This is a genomic window from Solirhodobacter olei (assembly GCF_004010155.1).
GTDB lineage: Bacteria > Pseudomonadota > Alphaproteobacteria > Rhodobacterales > Rhodobacteraceae > Solirhodobacter > Solirhodobacter olei.
The window spans coordinates 1-16,878 of record NZ_RRYH01000023.1 but is presented as its reverse complement, the minus strand read 5'-3'; the positions used below and the strand labels follow the sequence as shown (position 1 = coordinate 16,878).

Here is a 16,878-nt window from a genome sequence, read left to right as displayed (position 1 = left end):
CATGCCTTGCCGGTAGAGGAGGGGGCGGCCCGGAAAGCCGCCCCTTTCTTCGGTCACATCCCGAGCGACGCTTTGTAGAGCTTGATCTGGTTCTCGCGGCCGATCTGGTCGGTCAGCTTCTCCCAGGCTGCGGCGATGGCATCCGCCGTCTCCTGCGCCGATTTGTAGTGGCCGGCATAGCCCTTGGCGAGCTCGTCCTCGGCGACGGAGTAGTATTGGAAGATGCCGGGGATCCGCGGCTCGACCGTACGGTTCGGGTGGCTGTAGGACCCGAACTGCGAGGCGAGGTAGTTGGTGATGTAATCCCGGTCGTAGCCCGCATAGACCCATTCGTCGATGTTCGAATGGCTCTTGCGGTGAACCTGGAACCCCGAAGGGTACATCACCGTCCAGAGCGACAGGTCCTTGCCGCCGAGATGCGCAGCGGCGCTCCAGGCTGCCTTGTGCTTCAGCGCATCGCCGTCGACGCGCTTGGTCACATAGACGCCCCAGCCGAGATAGGCGCAGTTCGGCGCGAAGTTGATGCCGTCCTTGGCCTTCACCCACTTGCCGGCCTTGCGGTCATAGACGTCCTCGGAGCCCGGCAGGATGTCGAAGGCCGCGACCTTGCCGACGACGGAGCTGTCGGAGGTGTTGGCATCCTGGCCCACGTCGCCCCACCAGGTGACCATCGAACCGGTCCCGGCGAGGAACTGCTGGAACGCGGTGGTGCCCGGGTCGGCGTTGATCTGGTCCGTCGGCTCGAAGGAGCGCAGGTCCATCGCCTCCTGGATGGCGCGCACCCAGCCGGGGTTGTTCACGAGCGGCTTCATCGTCTCCGGCTCGAAGAGCCACACGGGGTCGCCCGGCATCTTCACATAGGCCGTCGCGCGGTCCTCGAGGAAGTAGAAGCCGAAGCCGCCCCAGCCCTTGTAGGGGTCGAGATAGCCATAGGCCTGCCCACCGGAGAGCGGATCCTTCTTGCCCTTGAGGAACTTGGATACCTCCTGTACCTCGGCCCAGGTCCGCGGTGCCTTCCACTCGCCCTTGTGGCCCTCGGCCTTCCAGGCCTTGGCGAGGTCCTTGTCGGTGAAATAATCCGCGCGGTAGTTGAAGTTGTGGCAGTCGCCGTCCACCGTGACGCGATAGGTCTTGCCATCCCAGGTGCCGACGGGCGCCTGCAGGTAGGCGACATAATCCTCGATGTCGACTTCCTTCTTTACCCAGTCGGGCATCTCGGACAGAAGCCCCTTGCCGGCGGTGTCGCCCTCGAAGGGGGCGCCCATCTCCAGCATGTCGAAATCGACCGTCTTGGTCGCGATGGACTGCTGCAGGCGGGCGTTGTAGTCGGCCTGGGCGAGATCGATCCAGCTGATCTCGGCGCCGGTGTATTCCTGCCAGGGCTTCAGGAAGCCGCGGAACAGGAAGTCGTGCTGGTTCTGGTTGTTCAGCCCCATGAAGGTCAGCTTCACGCCCTTGAACTCGCCGGGCTTGATGCGCGCCTTGGTCGGGCCGAGGCACATCTCGCCGACCTTCTGCCAATCCGCGTCGGTGGGAGAGCCCTTGCCGACACCCGGGATCTTCAGGATCGCCTTGCGCAGAGCCTCGTTATCGGCTGCATAGGCGGGCTGCACGCCGGCCCCGGTGAAGACGCCGCCCATCGCGGCGGTGGCGCCGGTCGCGGCGGCGCCCTGCAACAGCTTTCGACGGCTCATCTGCGCGCGCATGATGGCCTGGTACACGTCGGTTTTCACGTCAGATCCTCCCTGTGGCCTTCTGTTTTATGGATCGTCCGGCCCGGGCGCCTCCGCCCGTGCGGAACGCCTCCTCCGTCCGGTCCGGGCCGCCTCCTCAAGGGCCCGCGGCTTATGCCGTAGCTTGACAATCTACGGCCACAGATGGTCTGTCAAGCATCTAACATGTTAGTATGATTAGGGCGTGGACAGAGGTCCTGCTGCAGGGTACTCAAATGCTAGGGAAGAGGCGGGGGGAGCATGGCCGAAGTCACGGTAAGGGCGCTCAAGAAGGCCTATGGCGGGCTGGAAGTGGTGCATGGGATCGATCTGGACATCGCCGATGGCGAGTTCGCGGTCCTGGTCGGGCCATCGGGCTGCGGCAAATCCACGCTGCTCAGGATGATCGCGGGGCTGGAGGGGATCACCTCGGGCACGATCCATATCGGCGAGCGGCTGGTGAACAACCTGCCCCCGGCGGAGCGCGACATCGCCATGGTGTTTCAGAACTACGCGCTCTACCCGCACAAGACCGTCGCGGCCAACATGGGCTTCGCGCTGAAGATGCGCGGCATGGCCAAGGACGAAATCCGTACCAGGGTTGAACGCGCGGCCGAGGTGCTCGGCCTTACGCCCTATCTCGACCGCCATCCCCGCGCGCTTTCGGGCGGGCAGCGGCAGCGGGTGGCGATGGGCCGGGCGATCGTGCGCGAACCCTCGGTGTTCCTGTTCGATGAGCCGCTATCGAACCTCGACGCCAAGCTACGCGTGCAGATGCGCTCGGAGATCCGCGAACTGCACCAGCGTCTCGCCACCACCACCGTCTACGTCACGCATGACCAGATCGAGGCGATGACGATGGCTGACAAGATCGTCGTCATGCAGGGTGGGAATATCGAGCAGATCGGCGCGCCGCTCGACCTCTACGACCGGCCGGCCAATACCTTTGTCGCCGGTTTCATCGGCTCGCCTGCGATGAACATGCTGGAGGGCACGGTGCGCCGCGATGGCGGGGCCGCGATCGAGGTGCATGGCACACGCATGCCGGTGACCGACCGCGCGGGCCTCGAGGAGGGGCGCCGCGTGATCGTCGGCATCCGGCCCGAGCACCTGGAGATCATGGAGCCGGGCCTGCCCGCCACCATAGCGGTTGTGGAGCCGACCGGGGCGGAGACGCATGTCGTAGCCAAATTCGGCACGCAGGAGCTGACGACGGTGCAGCGCGCGCGGCTCGGGCTCAGGCCGGGGCAGGCGCTCTCACTCGGCGCGCAGCCCGATAACCTGCATATCTTCGATACCGCGACCGGGGCGCGCATCCCGTGACGACGATCCTGCTTTTCGGCGATTCCAACACACATGGCACCGCCCCGCTGGAGCGTCTGGGTGAAGGCCGCCGCTTCGGCCGCGATATCCGCTGGACCGGCCACCTCGGCCGCGCGCTTGGCCCGGAGGTTGAACTGATCGAGGAAGGGCATCCCGGCCGCACCACTGTCCATGACGATCCCATCGAGGGCGAGCACCGCAACGGCTGGCGGATGCTGCCGGCGATCCTCGAGAGCCATGCGCCGCTCGACATCGTGGTGATCATGCTCGGCACCAACGATTTCAAGGCGCGCTATGCCGTCACCGCGATGGACGTAGCGCTGTCGGTGGAGCGGCTGGCCAAGCTGGTCCGCGCCTCGCAGTCGGGACCGGAGGGCAGGGCGCCTGCACTCCTCCTCGTTGCCCCGCCGCCGGTCGAGGAGGTCGGCTGCCTGAAGGGCATGTTTACTGGGGGCGCGGCGAAATCGCGCGGCCTCGCTGCGGAACTGGCGATAGTCGCGGCGCGGCTGGGGGCGGGGTTCCTCGACGCCGGCGCGCATCTTGCCGTCAGCCCGCTTGACGGCGTGCATTTCGAGCCGGAGGGTCATGCCGCGCTTGGCCGCGCCATGGCCGATGCGCTTCGGCCGATGATCGGATCACAGGGAGGATGACATGCTGAAGGGACTGGACCCGCGCCTCAACGCCGAGGTGCTTTACGCTCTGCGGGCCATGGGCCATGGCGACACGCTGGTGATCGCGGATACCAATTTCCCTTCCGAGGCGATCGCGCGGGCCACGACGCTTGGCGATCTCCTGCGGATGGACAACCTCACGGCCGGCGCGGCTGCGGAGGCGGTACTGTCGGTCCTGCCGCTGGACACGTTTGTCGACGATTTCGCCGCGCGGATGGAGATCGTCGGTGCGCCTGATGAGGTTCCCCCGGTGCAGGCCGAGGTGCAGGCCGCCATCGACAAGGCCGAGGGCAAGCCGCGGCAGATGGTTTCCATCGAACGCTTCGCCTTCTATGAAGCGGCCAAGGAGGCCTTCGCCGTGATCCAGACCGGCGAGCGGCGCTTCTACGGCTGCTTCATCTTCCGCAAGGGCGTGATCCCGCCGGACGCCTGAGACCCGCCTGAGCAGGAGAGCTTCATGACCGGCAAGATCGTCATTCTCGGCGTGTTCGTCGCCGATACCGCCTACCGCGCCGACCGGGCGCCCCGGATGGGCGAAACCATCCTTGGCAATTCGTTCAAGCTCGGGCCGGGCGGCAAGGGCTCCAACCAGTCCGTCGCCGCCGCCAAGGCGGGGGGCGAGGTGCATTTCATCACCCGCCTCGGCCGCGACACCTTCGCGGAGATGGCGCTGGCCACCTGGAAAAGCGCGGGCGTGATCCCCGAGATCACCCAGCATGACGACAGCTACACCGGCGCCGCATACATCTTCGTCGAGGAGGCGACGGGCAACAACGCGATCATCATCTGTCCGGGCGTGGCGGGTTCGATCTCGGTCGAGGATATCGAGGCGCGCAAGGACCTGATCGGCAGTGCCGCGGTCTTCGTCACCCAGCTCGAACAGCCCATGCCCGCCGCCCGCCGGGGGCTCGAGATCGCGCGGGCGGGTGGCGCGAAGACGATCCTGAACCCGGCGCCGGCCGCGCCTTTGGAGCCGGGGATGCTGGCGCTCTGCGACTACCTGACGCCGAACGAGACGGAGGCGGAGGCGCTGACCGACCTTCCCGTCACCACGATCGAGGAGGCGGCGGCGGCGGCCGACAAGCTTCTGTCGCAAGGCATCGGGGCGGCGGTGATCACGCTTGGCGAGAGGGGCGTGCTCTTCCGCGACGCGAAGCGCACCGTCCATGTCCCGGCGATTTCCGCCGGTCCGGTGGTGGAGACGACCGGCGCAGGCGACGCCTTCACCGGCGGCTTCGCCACGGCGTTGGCCGAGGGGATGGACGCGGCCGAAGCGATCCGCTTCGGCTGCGCCACGGCGGGGATCTCAGTCACCCGGCCGGGCACCGCGCCCTCGATGCCGAGCCGGGTCGAGATCGAGGCGCTGCTGAAGCGCTGAGCCTGGCCCGTCCGGGTCGCGGGGGTGCCGGTGCTCCTTCGGGACCCGTCCTGAAGCAATTTGATTGACATTGTCACGCAATCACTCGATCATCCTTTGAGCGGAACGGGGAGGTTCCGCGAGGGGGATCATCATGCAAGTCGGCTTACGGCAGGTAGCACTCTCTGCGGGGCTCGCGATCGCGCTTTCCGGCGCTGCGTCGGCGGATGTGATCAAGGTCGGCGTGGTCGCGCCCTTCTCCGGTCCCTTTGCGATCTTTGGCACCCAGTTCAGGAACGCTATGGATGTCTGGATTGCCCAGCATGGCAAGAGCGTCGCGGGGCATGAGGTCGAGTTTATCTTCAAGGACAGCGGTGGGCCGAACCCTGCGGTGGCGAAGACGCTGACCCAGGAACTGCTGATCAAGGACCGGGTGAACTACCTCGCGGGCTATGTGTTCACCCCCAACGCTCTGGCCGTGGCGCCGCTGGTCAGCCAGTCGAAGACGCCCACGGTGATCTGGAATGCGGCAACATCGATCATCAATGCCAAGTCGCCCTATTTCATGCGCACTTCGATGACCCAGACCCAGGTCTCTGCTCCGCTGGCGGATTGGGCCTATGCCAACGGCATCCGTACGGTGGCAACGGCGGTTACGGATTACGGACCGGGGATCGACGCCGAGAAGGGCTTTACCACCGAGTTCAAGGCAAAGGGCGGCAAGATCGTCGATACGATCCGCATGCCGATCAAGACCACCGACTTCGGCCCCTTCATGCAGCGGGTGAAGGGAGACGAGCCCGATGCGCTGTTCTCCTTCATCCCGGCCGGACCGCCCGCGTTCGCTTTCGTCAAGGCCTATACCGACAACGGCCTCAAGGGCGACGGCATAAGGCTGGTCGCGACCGGGGATCTGGATGACGAGACCTCGCTGCAGGGCCTCGGCGCGGCCTCGGTTGGCGTGATCACCTCGCATCCCTATTCGGCGGCCCACCCTTCGGCCATGAACTGCGATTTCATCGCAGAGCTTGCGCGGCTTCACCCCGGGGCAGTGGCCAACTTCGCTTCCGTCGGTGCCTATGACGGGATGCATGTCCTCTACAGGATGATCGAGGCCGGAGGGCGCGACGGCGCAAAGGGGATGAAGGCGGTTATCGGCGCCTCCTGGGAAAGCCCCCGCGGCCCGCTGACGCTCGACCCGCGCACCCGGACCGTCACGCAGAACATGTATATCCGAGAGATCGCGAAGGCGCCGGACGGCACGCTCGAGAACAAGGAGATCGAGACGATCAAGGCCGTGCCGGACCTCGGCTATCCGGCGAAATAGATCCGCGGGCAGGGGCGCGAATGATGCCCTCTTATGGCCCGGACCACGCAACTTATTTGACTTGACCGGCTGGGCGCGGAAAGCAACTCTCGCCAAAAGCCCGGGAAATCCGACAACAGGGAGGATGTTATGAACAAGACGAACGCCTGGAAATTGGCGCTTGCCACGGCGGTGGCTGTCGGTGCGACGCAGGTCGCCCGGGCGGACACGATCAAGATCGGTGTGGTCGCGCCCTTCTCCGGTCCTTTCGCCATCTACGGCACCCAGTTCAAGAACGCGATGGACGTGTGGGAAGCGCAGCACGGAAAGAGCGTTGCGGGCCACAAGGTCGAGTTCATCTTCAAGGACAGCGGCGGGCCGAACCCGTCGGCGGCGCGTACGGCGACGCAGGAACTGCTGATCAAGGACCGCGTCAACTACCTTGCCGGCTACGTCTTCACCCCGAACGCGCTCGCCATCGCGCCGCTGATCAACCAGTCGCATACGCCGACGGTAATCTGGAATGCGGCGACCTCGGTGATCAACGCGAAATCGAAGTACTTCCTGCGGACCTCGATGACCCTGCCGCAGGTCTCCGCGCCGCTCGCTGATTGGGCCTATGCAAACGGTATCAAGACGGTGGTGACCGCGGTGACCGATTACGGCCCCGGCATCGATGCGCAGAAGGCCTTCGCCAAGGAATTCGAGGCCAAGGGCGGCAAGATCCTCGATGACATCCGGATGCCGATCAAGACGACGGACTTCGGACCGTTCATCCAGCGTGCCAAGACCGACAAGCCGAACGCCATCTTCTCCTTTATCCCGGCCGGTCCGCCCGCCTTCTCCTTCGTGAAGGCCTATACCGACAACGGGCTGAAGGCCGATGGCATCAAGCTGATCGGCACGGGTGATATCGACGACGAGACCACGCTGCAGGGCCTCGGCGACGCCTCGATCGGGATCATCACCTCGCAGCACTACTCCCAGGCGCATCCCTCGAAGATGAACCAGGAGTTCGTGGCAGAGCTGAAGAAGCTCCATCCCGATGCCGTGGCGAACTTCGCCTCCGTCGGCGCCTATGACGGCATGCATGTTCTCTACAGGATGATCGAGGCCGGCGGCAAAGACGGCGCCAAGGGCATGAAGGCGGTCATCGGCTCCTCCTGGGAAAGCCCGCGTGGGCCGCTGACGCTTGATCCGAAGACCCGGACGGTGACGCAGAACATGTACATTCGCGAGATCACCAAGGGCCCCGACGGCAAGCTCGAGAACAAGGAAATCGAGACGATCAAGAACGTGCCCGACGTCGGCTATCCGACGAAGTGACCTGACAATCTGAAGGCCGGCGCCGGGCCGCAAGCCCGGCGCCAGAGCGCCCCGGGGGCAAGATGAACCTGATCCTGTCGATCATCACCGATGGCGTGGCCTTCGGGATGATCCTTTTCATGATCTCCGTGGGGCTTTCGGTGACGATGGGCCTGATGCGGGTGGTCAACCTCGCCCACGGCGGCTTCGCCATGCTGGGCGGCGCGCTGACGCATTGGGCGATGATGCAGATGGGCATTCCCTTCCTGCCCTCGGCGGTGCTCGCGATCCTTGCCGTCGTCGTCCTGTCCGTGCCGATGGAGCGGGTGCTCTACCGCCCTATATACAAGATGGGAGAGCTGCCGCAGGTGCTCGCCACCATCGGCATCACCTTCATCATGATCGCCGCGATCAGCTTCTGGCTGGGCGCCACGCTGATGCCGATCCCGCTTCCCGCGGTGATGCAGGGCTCGGTCGACCTCGGCTTCCGGACGCTACCGACGCAGCGGATCTATGTCGTCGTCGTGGGGCTGATCGTTATCGGGGGCCTCTTCTTCCTGACCGAGCGGACACGCTTCGGCATCCGCCTGCGCGCGGCGGTCGACCATCCCGGCACGGCCTCCTGCCTCGGCATCGACACGTCGCGGATCTTCTCGCTGACCTTCGCGCTTGGCGCCGGCCTCGCCGCGCTCGGCGGGATCATGGGGGCGGAGCTGCTGCCGATCGACGCCTATTACCCGCTGCGCTACATGGTCCTCTTCCTGACAGTCGTCGCGGTCGGCGGGCTCGGCTCCATCACCGGGTCCTTCTTGGCGGCGATGGCGCTTGGCATCCTCGACACGGCGGCGCGCTACCAGTTCCCGGAATTCGGGACGATCTTCTTCTATGTCGCCATGATCGTGATCCTCGGACTGCGGCCGCAAGGCCTTCTGGGAAAGGCCTGAGATGAAGAGCCTTCTTCCCTTCGCGCTGATGGCGCTGGTGGCCGTGGTGGCCTTCTACGCCTTTCCCTACAACCTCGCGTTTCTCACGCGGGTGGTGATCACGATGATCCTTGTCCTGTCGCTCGATCTGCTGATCGGGGTGACCGGGATCGACACGCTGGGCCAGGCCGCGCTTTATGGCACGGGCGCCTATGCGGCGGGGCTTTTCGCGGTGCATGTCTGGGCCGATCCGGTGGCGGGGCTCCTCGTCGGCGGTCTGGCCGGGGCGGTGGTGGCCTTTGTCTCGGGCCTTCTCCTCATGCGGACGCATGGGCTGACGCTGCTGATGCTGACCATCGCCGTGGCCGAGGTGTTTCAGGAACTTGCCAACAAGCTCGACTGGCTGACCGGCGGCGCAGACGGGCTGGGCGGGATCACCATGAACCCGGTCTTCGGCACCTGGCAGTTCGATTTCATCGGCCAGACCGGCTATATCTACGCGGTTTGCGTGCTTTTCATCGTCACCGCCATCCTGAAAGTGGTGATCGGTTCGCCCTTCGGGTTGAGCCTGCGCGGCATCAAGGACAGCCCGGCGCGGATGCGCGCGATCGGCACGCCGGTGGGCCGGCGGCGGGTCGCGGTCTACACGCTCGCGGGGGCCGTGGCGGGGATTGCCGGAGCGCTTGCGGCGCAGTCGACGGCGCTTGTCAGCCTTTCGGTCTATGATTTCCAGGTCTCGGCCGAGGCGATGATCATGCTGATCCTCGGGGGCACGGGGCGGCTTTGGGGCGCGCTGATCGGTACTGCCGTCTTCATGGCGGTGCACGAGGTGGCGGCGTCGGTCGATCCGTTCAACTGGCTCTTCATCATCGGCTTCCTGGTGCTCGCCGTGGTCTATGCCGTGCCGCGTGGGCTGATCGGGCTGCCGGAAGAGATCAGGCGCATGGTAGGGAGGCTGAAATGACCGGTCTCGAGGTCATCGGCCTGAACAAGGCCTTCGGCGGGCTGACTGTGGCGCGCGATATCAACATCACCCTGGCGCCGGGCGACCGCAAGGCGCTGATCGGGCCGAACGGGGCGGGGAAGTCGACCTTCACCAACCTTATCACCGGCATCCTGGAGCCGACCTCGGGCGAAATCCGCCTGGACGGGCGCGATATCGGCAAGCTGAGCGAGGCGCAGCGGGTCAAGGCGGGCATCGCCAAGACCTTCCAGATCACCAATCTTTTCAAGAGCCTGACGGTGCGTGACAACCTGCGCCTGCCGCTTCTGGAGCGCCGCGGGCTGACCGGCCGGCTGATCCGCCGTTCGGATCGCGAGGGCGGGGTGGAGGACGAGGTGGAAAGCCTCTTGTCCCAGTTCCGGCTGTCGGACATGGGCGACCGGCCGGTTGAGCGGCTCGCCTATGGCCAGCAGCGGCTGGTGGAGATGGCGATGACGCTGGCGCTGAAGCCGAGGATCCTGATCCTGGACGAGCCGGCGGCGGGGGTGCCCTCGTCGGAGAGCCCCTTGATTGCAGAGGCGATTTCCGGACTGCCGCAGGATCTGGCGGTGCTGGTGATCGAGCATGACATGGCGCTGGTCTTCAAGGTGGCGCGGCGGATCGTGGTGCTGGTCTCCGGCGCGATCCTGACCGAGGGCACGCCGGAGGAGATCGCCGCCGATGCCCGGGTGCGGGATCTCTACCTGGGGGCAAGCCATGGATAACACTTTGCTTTCGCTGAAAGATGTGCGGGCGGGCTATGGGCCGACGCAGGTGCTGCAGGGGATCTCCCTCGATGTGAAGGCGGGCGAGAGGTTGGCGCTGATCGGGCGGAACGGGGTGGGCAAGACCACGCTGCTGGCCACGATCATGGGGCTGACGACGCTGCATGGCGGGTCCGTGTCCTGGGAGGGGAAGCCGATCTCGGGCCTGCCGCCGCATAAGCGGGCAGGGCTGGGCCTCGGGCTGGTTCCGCAGACACGGGACATCTTCAAGTCATTGACTGTAGAGGAAAATCTGATCTCCGGGATACGGGGAGATGCAAGGCTGGAGGAGGCCTATGAGCTGTTCCCGCGGCTCAAGGAGCGGCGGCGGAACGGGGGCGGGCAGCTTTCGGGGGGCGAGCAGCAGATGCTGGCTGTGGCGCGCACCCTGATGGGGCATCCGCGGCTTCTGATGCTGGACGAACCGCTGGAGGGGCTTGCGCCGGTCATCTGCGAGATGCTGATGGGCGTTTTCGAGCGGCTCGCCTCCGAGGGGCGCACTGTTATCCTTGTCGAACAACATGCTGAAATGGCGCTAAAATTCGCAGACCGGGGGGTGGTCCTGGAAAGCGGACGGGTGGTCCACGAGGCGCCCGCCGCAGCGCTGGCCAAAGATGGCGAAGTGCTGGGGCGCTACCTTGGGCTCGGGCTCGTCAGCTAGCGGAATTTTCCGGGAAATCGAGTTAATGAAACCTTGCCGGGGCGGGACGGCGGGGGGTGTCCCCTGGTGCAATCTCGTGCGGCAAGCCTCTGGCCGGGCTGAGAAAAGCCGCTTACCGATTCAACACCGTTTTGGCACCGCTTTCGCACCGTATCTGTACCGTAAATCCGGACGGTGGTGGGCCGGTTTGCGCAACGGGCTCTCCGCGCCAGGTGGTGAGGTGGCTGTGAGTATTTCGACCAAGGAGAAGCAGCAGGGCAGGAAGTGGACCGAAACAGCGCTGCGTCTCCGACGGGCCTCCATGCGTCACCGGCGCTTTCTTGCGACACGCGTATGTGAGTTGCGCGGGGCGAGCGGGCGTGATGGAGGATCGCGCGCCGGCGATGGGGCTGGTTGGGGGCGGGCGGTTTCTCATGTGCGATGCGTGCAGGCTCGGCCGGCGTGCTGTTCTTCTCGGCCTGGTCGCGACGCCGGCGGTGGCGAGCCGGAGAAAGCTGCGCGCGCCGGGGCCCGAGGCGTTCAGGGGGCTCGTCGAGCCGCGGATGCATATGGCGGCCGCAGTCGCGCCGGGTGACGGGCCCAGGGTGGCGCTGACGCTCGATGCCTGCGACGGGCGGGCCGATATGCGGATCCTTGATGTGCTTCGGGCCGAGGCGATCCCGGCCACGATCTTCGTCACCGGCTACTGGCTGCATAACAACCGGGACGTCTTCCGGATGCTTCTTGCCCATCCCGATCTGTTCGAGATCGGCGACCACGGCGCCCGCCACCTTGCCGCGATCGACAGGCCGGACGACCTTTGGGGAGTTCGGGCGGCGGGGTCGGCCGAAGGGGTCCGGGCCGAGGTCGGGGAGGGCGCCCGGCTGCTGGAGGCGGCCGGTGCGCCGAGGCCGGGCTGGTATCGCGGCGCCGCGGCCTGGTATTCGCCGGCGGCGCTGACCGAGATCGGCGCAATGGGGTTCCGCGTCGCGGGCTTCTCGCTGAACGGTGACGAGGGGGCCTCGTTACCGCGGGCAATGGTGGCGCGGCGGATCGCCGCTGCACGGGACGGAGATGTCATCATCTCGCATGTCAACCAGCCCCTGCGTTCGGCGGGCGCGGGTGTTGTGGATGGTATCAAGGCGCTGAAAGAAAAGGGGTTTTCATTCAGGCGCCTGTCCGATCCCCGGATCCGGGTGATCGCTTCCGCCTGATCCGGCATCCGGACCGGGTAGGGCAGGATTCTTGGAAACATCCGTCCGATAGAATGTTACACTTGCATTCGCACTGTCGTGATCATATTCAGTGTTGCGAATATGTAATGTCCTCACGGGGGATCACCGCCATGCGACCGATGCTCGCCGCTCTTTTGCTGACCGCTCTGCCTGCCGCCGCGCTGGCGCAGGTGCGCGCGCCGCTTCAGCCCGTCACCATCACCGAGTGGAAGGCGGTCTATGGCCAGATCGAGACCAAGGACCGGATCCCGGCCCGGGCGCGGATCGGCGGCACGCTGACCGATCTGACGGTCACCGAGGGGGACATGGTGAGCGCGGGCCAGCGGCTGGGCCTGATCGTGGACCAGAAGATCACCTTCCAGCTGAACGCGATCGACGCCCAGCTGAAGGCGCTGCAGGCGCAGCTGGCCAATGCGAGGACGGAGCTGACCCGGGCGCAGGACCTGAGAGCGCGCGGCGTCTCCACCACCCAGCAGGTCGATCAGCTGCAGACGCAGGTGGATGTCTTCGCCAACCAGATCACCTCGACCGAGGCGCAGAAGAAGGTGATTGAGGAGCAGGCGGCCGAGGGCGCCGTGCTTGCCCCGATCTCGGGCAAGGTGCTGGAGGTGCCGCTGACCAAGGGGGCCGTGGTGCTGCCGGGCGAGGCGGTGGCGACGCTGGGCGGCGGGGGGGTCTTCCTGCGGCTGGCGGTGCCGGAGCGGTTTGCGACCAGCCTGCAGCAGGGCGCGGTGATCCATATCGAGACGACCGGCGGCTCGACCGAGGGCCGGCTTGCCAAGATCTACCCGCTGATCCAGGGCGGGCGGGTGACGGCGGATGTCTCTGTCGATCATCTGCCGGACGGGTTCGTCAACGCGCGGGTGCTGGTGCGGCTGCCGGTGGGCACGCGGAAGGCGCTGATGGTGCCGGCCTCGGCCGTGCGCAGCGAGGCGGGGCTTGATTTCGTCACCGTCGAGGAGGGCGGCAAGGACTGGCAGCGCACCGTCGTGCCGGGTGAGCACCGCAGCGTGGACGGCTCGGACATGGTCGAGATCCTGTCCGGTCTTCAGGCCGGCGACCGGGTGGTGGTGAAATGAGCGGGACGCCGGAGAAGGAGGGGGCTGCGGGAGGCCGTGGCCTCGGCATCGCCGGGCGGCTGACGCGGGCGTTCATCATCTCGCCGCTGACGCCCCTGTTCATCATCGCGGCCTTCGCGGTGGGTCTGGTGGCGCTGAGCTCGCTGCCGCGGGAGGAGGATCCGCAGATCTCCGTCCCGCTGGTCGACATCCACATCTCGGCGCCGGGGCTGAAGGCGGAGGATGCGGTCAAGCTGGTCACCGAGCCGATGGAGACCATCGTCAAGGGGATCAACGGCGTCGAGCATGTCTATTCGCAGACGGTGGACGATGGCGCGCTGGTGACGGCGCGGTTCAAGGTCGGCACCTCCGCGGATACGGCGATCCTCAGGGTGCGCGACAAGGTGCTGGCCAACATGGACCGGATCCCCGTGGGGATCCCGGCGCCGCTGATCGTCGGGCGCGGTATCAACGACGTGGCGATCGTCGATCTGACGCTGACCGGCAAGCCGGGCGCCGATGTCTCTGCCGATGACCTGACACGGATCGCCAAGGCGCTGCGCACCGAGGTCGCCAAGATCGACAATGTCGGGCTGACCTACCTCGTCGGCGAGGCGCCGGATGCGATCCGCATTTCGCCGGAGCCGGAGAAGCTGGCCGAATACGGGGTCACGCTGCAGCAGCTGGCCGCGAAGGTGCAGGGCGCGAACCAGGTGCTGAACGCCGGGACCTTGCGCGAGAAGGGCCAGATGGTCGACCTGGAGGCCGGGCAGACGCTGACGGCGGCGCCGGAGGTGGCGAACCTGCTGCTGACCACGCGGGACGGGCGGCCGGTCTATGTCGGCGATGTCGCAAAGGTCGCCTTCGTCGGCAACACCTCGGACCAGATCACCTCGAACGTCATCCGGGGGCCGAAGGGGCAGCCGGAGCGGACGGCGGCGGTGACGCTGGCGGTGGCCAAGCGGGCCGGGTCAAACGCCGTGGTCGTGGCCGATCAGGTGATCTCGCGCGTCGATGCGCTGAAGGGCTCGCTGATCCCGAACACGGTGAGCGTGGAGGTGACGCGGGATTACGGGATCTCGGCCAACCACAAGGCGAACGAGCTGCTGTTCCATCTCGGGCTTGCCACGATCTCGATCGTTGGCCTCGTCCTGCTGGCGGTGGGCTGGCGGGAAAGCATCGTGGTGGCCATCGTCATTCCGGTGACGATCCTGCTGACGCTCTTCGCGGCCTGGATCATGGGCTATACGCTGAACCGGGTGAGCCTGTTCGCGCTGATCTTCTCGATCGGGATTCTGGTCGACGATGCGATCGTGGTGATCGAGAACATCGCCCGGCACTGGGGGATGAAGGAGGGCGGCAGCCGGATCGAGCGGGCGGTGGAGGCGGTGGCCGAGGTCGGCAACCCGACCATTGTCGCCACGCTCACGGTGATCGCGGCGCTGCTGCCGATGCTCTTCGTCTCCGGGCTGATGGGGCCCTACATGTCCCCGATCCCGGCCAATGCCTCTGCCGCGATGCTGTTCTCGTTCTTCGTCGCGGTCATCATCACCCCCTGGCTGATGGTGAAGATCGCCGGCAAGGCGCCGATGAGCGGCCATGCGCATGAGGATGTCTATGGCGGCGAGGAGAGCGAGGGGGGGCATCTCGGCGGCGGCCGGCTGGGGCGTCTCTATGCGATCGTGGCGCGTCCGATCCTGAAGACCAAGCGCCGCAGCCTGACCTTCCTGCTGGTCACGGCGGCGCTCTCCTTCGGCTCGCTGGGGCTTCTTTACACCAAGGACGTGACGGTCAAGCTGCTGCCCTTCGACAACAAGACCGAGCTTTCGGTGGTCATCGACATGCCTGCCGGCACCTCGGTCGAGGCGACGGACGGGGTGGCGCAGCAGGTCGTGGACAAGATCATCGACATGCCGGAGGTCGTCTCTGCCCAGACCCATGCGGGTACGGCGGCGCCCTTCGACTTCAACGGTCTGGTCCGCCATTATTACCTGCGCGACAAGCCCTTTCAGGGCGACGTGCATATTGACCTGACGCCGAAGGGCGATCGCGAGCGCACGAGCCATGACATCGCGCTGGCGATCCGTCACCGGATCGACGCCATCCCGCTGCCCGCGGGCGCAAGCCTGAAGGTGGTGGAGCCGCCGCCCGGCCCGCCGGTGATCTCGACCCTTCTGGCCGAGGTCTATGGCCCGACCGCCGAGGCGCGGCGCACGGCGGCGCGCAAGATCGAGGAGGCCTTCAAGTCGGTGCCCTTCATCGTCGATGTCGACAACAGCTTCGGCGTGCAGGCGCCGCGGCTGCGGGCGACGCTGTCCACCGACAAGATGGAGTTCTACGGCGTGCAGGAGGCCGACGTCTTCAACACGCTGCAGATCCTGAACGGGCAGACGGTGGTGGGCTATTCGAACCGCGGCGCGGGGCGCGATCCGATCCCGATCATGGTGGCGCGCGACAAGGCCGACCGGGTGATGGACGAACGCTTCCTGACGACGCCCATTCCCGCCAACGTGCTGCCCGGCGCGAAGGGGGTGGTCGAACTCGGCGACGTCCTGAACCTCAAGACGGAGAAGGCCTCCTACCCGATCTTCCGCCACAACGGGCGCTTTGCCGAGATGGTGACGGGAGAGCTTGCCGGGGCCTATGAGGCGCCGCTCTACGGTATGCTGGCGGTCGAGAAGAAGCTTGACGAGATGAAGTGGGCGCCGGGCACCAAGCCGGTGATCAGCCTGCATGGCCAGCCGACCGACGAGAGCCACGTGACGCTTCTGTGGGACGGCGAATGGGAGGTGACCTGGGTCACGTTCCGCGACATGGGGGCGGCCTTTGGGGTGGCGCTTCTGGGGATCTACATCCTCGTCGTGGCGCAGTTCGGATCGTTCAAGCTGCCGCTCGTGGTGCTGACGCCTGTGCCCTTGACCTTCCTCGGGATCATGCTGGGGCACTGGCTGTTCCACGCGCCCTTCACCGCGACCTCGATGATCGGCTTCATCGCGCTTGCGGGGATCATCGTGCGGAACTCGATCCTGCTGGTGGACTTCATCCGCCATGCCGATCCCGCGGGCCGGTCCAAGGTGGAGATCCTGATCGAGGCCGGTGCGATCCGGTTCAAGCCGATTCTGCTGACCGCGATCGCGGCGATGCTTGGGGCGGCGGTGATCCTGAGCGACCCGATCTTCCAGGGGCTGGCGATCTCGCTGCTGTTCGGGCTGGCAAGCTCGACCCTGCTGACCGTGCTGGTGATCCCGGCCATCTACCGGGTGTTCCGGAGCTGATCGGAGGCGCCCGCCCGGCCAGGCCGGACGGGCGCGCCACTGCGGGCTGAGTTGGCCGGTCTTCATGCCGGCCTGCGTTATGCCGCCTATGCCGGGCTGTCGCTTTGGGCTGTCCTGATCGCGCTGGTGGCGATCCTGCGGCGCCCGGTGGCCGTGTGGGCGGAAGACCCGCAGGCGGAGACCGGAGCCATGCCCTCAGCGTAGGGCTGCCCTGCGCGAATTGCGCCCTCTCGGGCTTGTGAAATGACATTGTCGTCTTTAGGAAACGAAATGCCGCTTTCAAGCGGCGCGGCGAGAGGTCGCCGCGGGCGGACAGGGGGGAAGCCG

15 protein-coding genes are annotated in these 16,878 nt (G+C 66.2%); 14 read left to right on the top strand and 1 reads right to left on the bottom strand.

Features of this window, described 5'->3' with window-relative positions:
* Positions 1–53 precede the first annotated feature (53 nt).
* Positions 54–1,733: a twin-arginine translocation signal domain-containing protein gene (locus EIP85_RS15720; protein ID WP_127903169.1), complete on the bottom strand. Its 1,680-nt coding sequence runs from the start codon at positions 1,731–1,733 to the stop codon at positions 54–56.
* Positions 1,734–1,973: 240 nt separating this feature from the next.
* On the opposite strand from EIP85_RS15720, the gene EIP85_RS15715 reads away from it, so the two are divergent.
* The 14 genes from EIP85_RS15715 to EIP85_RS22840 all read left to right on the top strand — a co-directional run bounded on the left by EIP85_RS15715 (position 1,974) and on the right by EIP85_RS22840 (position 16,755).
* On the top strand, positions 1,974–3,035 hold the full coding sequence (locus EIP85_RS15715; RefSeq protein ID WP_127903168.1) for an ABC transporter ATP-binding protein: 1,062 nt from the start codon (positions 1,974–1,976) through the stop codon (positions 3,033–3,035).
* Positions 3,032–3,685: an SGNH/GDSL hydrolase family protein gene (locus tag EIP85_RS15710; RefSeq protein ID WP_127903167.1), complete on the top strand. Its 654-nt coding sequence runs from the start codon at positions 3,032–3,034 to the stop codon at positions 3,683–3,685. Before EIP85_RS15715 ends, EIP85_RS15710 begins: the two co-directional genes overlap by 4 nt.
* A 1-nt stretch (position 3,686) precedes the next feature.
* On the top strand, positions 3,687–4,139 hold the full coding sequence (locus tag EIP85_RS15705) for an RbsD/FucU family protein (protein ID WP_127903166.1): 453 nt from the start codon (positions 3,687–3,689) through the stop codon (positions 4,137–4,139).
* 24 nt (positions 4,140–4,163) lie between these two features.
* Positions 4,164–5,084: a ribokinase gene (gene rbsK / locus EIP85_RS15700; RefSeq protein ID WP_127903165.1), complete on the top strand. Its 921-nt coding sequence runs from the start codon at positions 4,164–4,166 to the stop codon at positions 5,082–5,084.
* 133 nt (positions 5,085–5,217) lie between these two features.
* A complete protein-coding gene (locus tag EIP85_RS15695; protein WP_127903164.1) occupies positions 5,218–6,390 on the top strand; it encodes an ABC transporter substrate-binding protein in 1,173 nt (390 codons plus the stop codon).
* Between the two features lie 129 nt (positions 6,391–6,519).
* Complete coding sequence (locus tag EIP85_RS15690) at positions 6,520–7,695, top strand: ABC transporter substrate-binding protein (RefSeq protein ID WP_127903163.1); 1,176 nt, start codon at positions 6,520–6,522, stop codon at positions 7,693–7,695.
* Positions 7,696–7,757: 62 nt separating this feature from the next.
* A complete protein-coding gene (locus tag EIP85_RS15685; RefSeq protein WP_127903162.1) occupies positions 7,758–8,618 on the top strand; it encodes a branched-chain amino acid ABC transporter permease in 861 nt (286 codons plus the stop codon).
* Between the two features lies 1 nt (position 8,619).
* Positions 8,620–9,561, top strand: a complete 942-nt coding sequence (locus tag EIP85_RS15680) for a branched-chain amino acid ABC transporter permease (RefSeq protein ID WP_127903161.1) — start codon at positions 8,620–8,622, stop codon at positions 9,559–9,561.
* Positions 9,558–10,304 carry an ABC transporter ATP-binding protein gene (locus EIP85_RS15675; protein ID WP_127903160.1) on the top strand — a complete coding sequence of 249 codons (747 nt, stop codon included), beginning with the start codon at positions 9,558–9,560 and terminating at the stop codon, positions 10,302–10,304. Before EIP85_RS15680 ends, EIP85_RS15675 begins: the two co-directional genes overlap by 4 nt.
* The gene (locus EIP85_RS15670) at positions 10,297–11,004 is read left to right on the top strand and encodes an ABC transporter ATP-binding protein (RefSeq protein ID WP_127903159.1); all 708 of its coding nucleotides are present in this window, start codon (positions 10,297–10,299) and stop codon (positions 11,002–11,004) included. The genes EIP85_RS15675 and EIP85_RS15670 overlap by 8 nt, the downstream gene beginning before the upstream one ends.
* A 362-nt stretch (positions 11,005–11,366) precedes the next feature.
* Positions 11,367–12,197, top strand: a complete 831-nt coding sequence (locus EIP85_RS15665; RefSeq protein ID WP_206615556.1) for a polysaccharide deacetylase family protein — start codon at positions 11,367–11,369, stop codon at positions 12,195–12,197.
* Positions 12,198–12,328: 131 nt separating this feature from the next.
* Positions 12,329–13,297: an efflux RND transporter periplasmic adaptor subunit gene (locus tag EIP85_RS15660; protein ID WP_127903158.1), complete on the top strand. Its 969-nt coding sequence runs from the start codon at positions 12,329–12,331 to the stop codon at positions 13,295–13,297.
* Positions 13,294–16,551 (top strand): efflux RND transporter permease subunit, encoded by a 3,258-nt coding sequence (locus EIP85_RS15655; protein ID WP_127903157.1) that lies wholly within the window; start codon positions 13,294–13,296, stop codon positions 16,549–16,551. The genes EIP85_RS15660 and EIP85_RS15655 overlap by 4 nt, the downstream gene beginning before the upstream one ends.
* A 51-nt stretch (positions 16,552–16,602) precedes the next feature.
* Entirely contained in the window at positions 16,603–16,755 is a 153-nt protein-coding gene (locus EIP85_RS22840) for a hypothetical protein (protein WP_164871760.1), read from the top strand.
* The last annotated feature ends 123 nt before the right edge of the window (positions 16,756–16,878 follow it).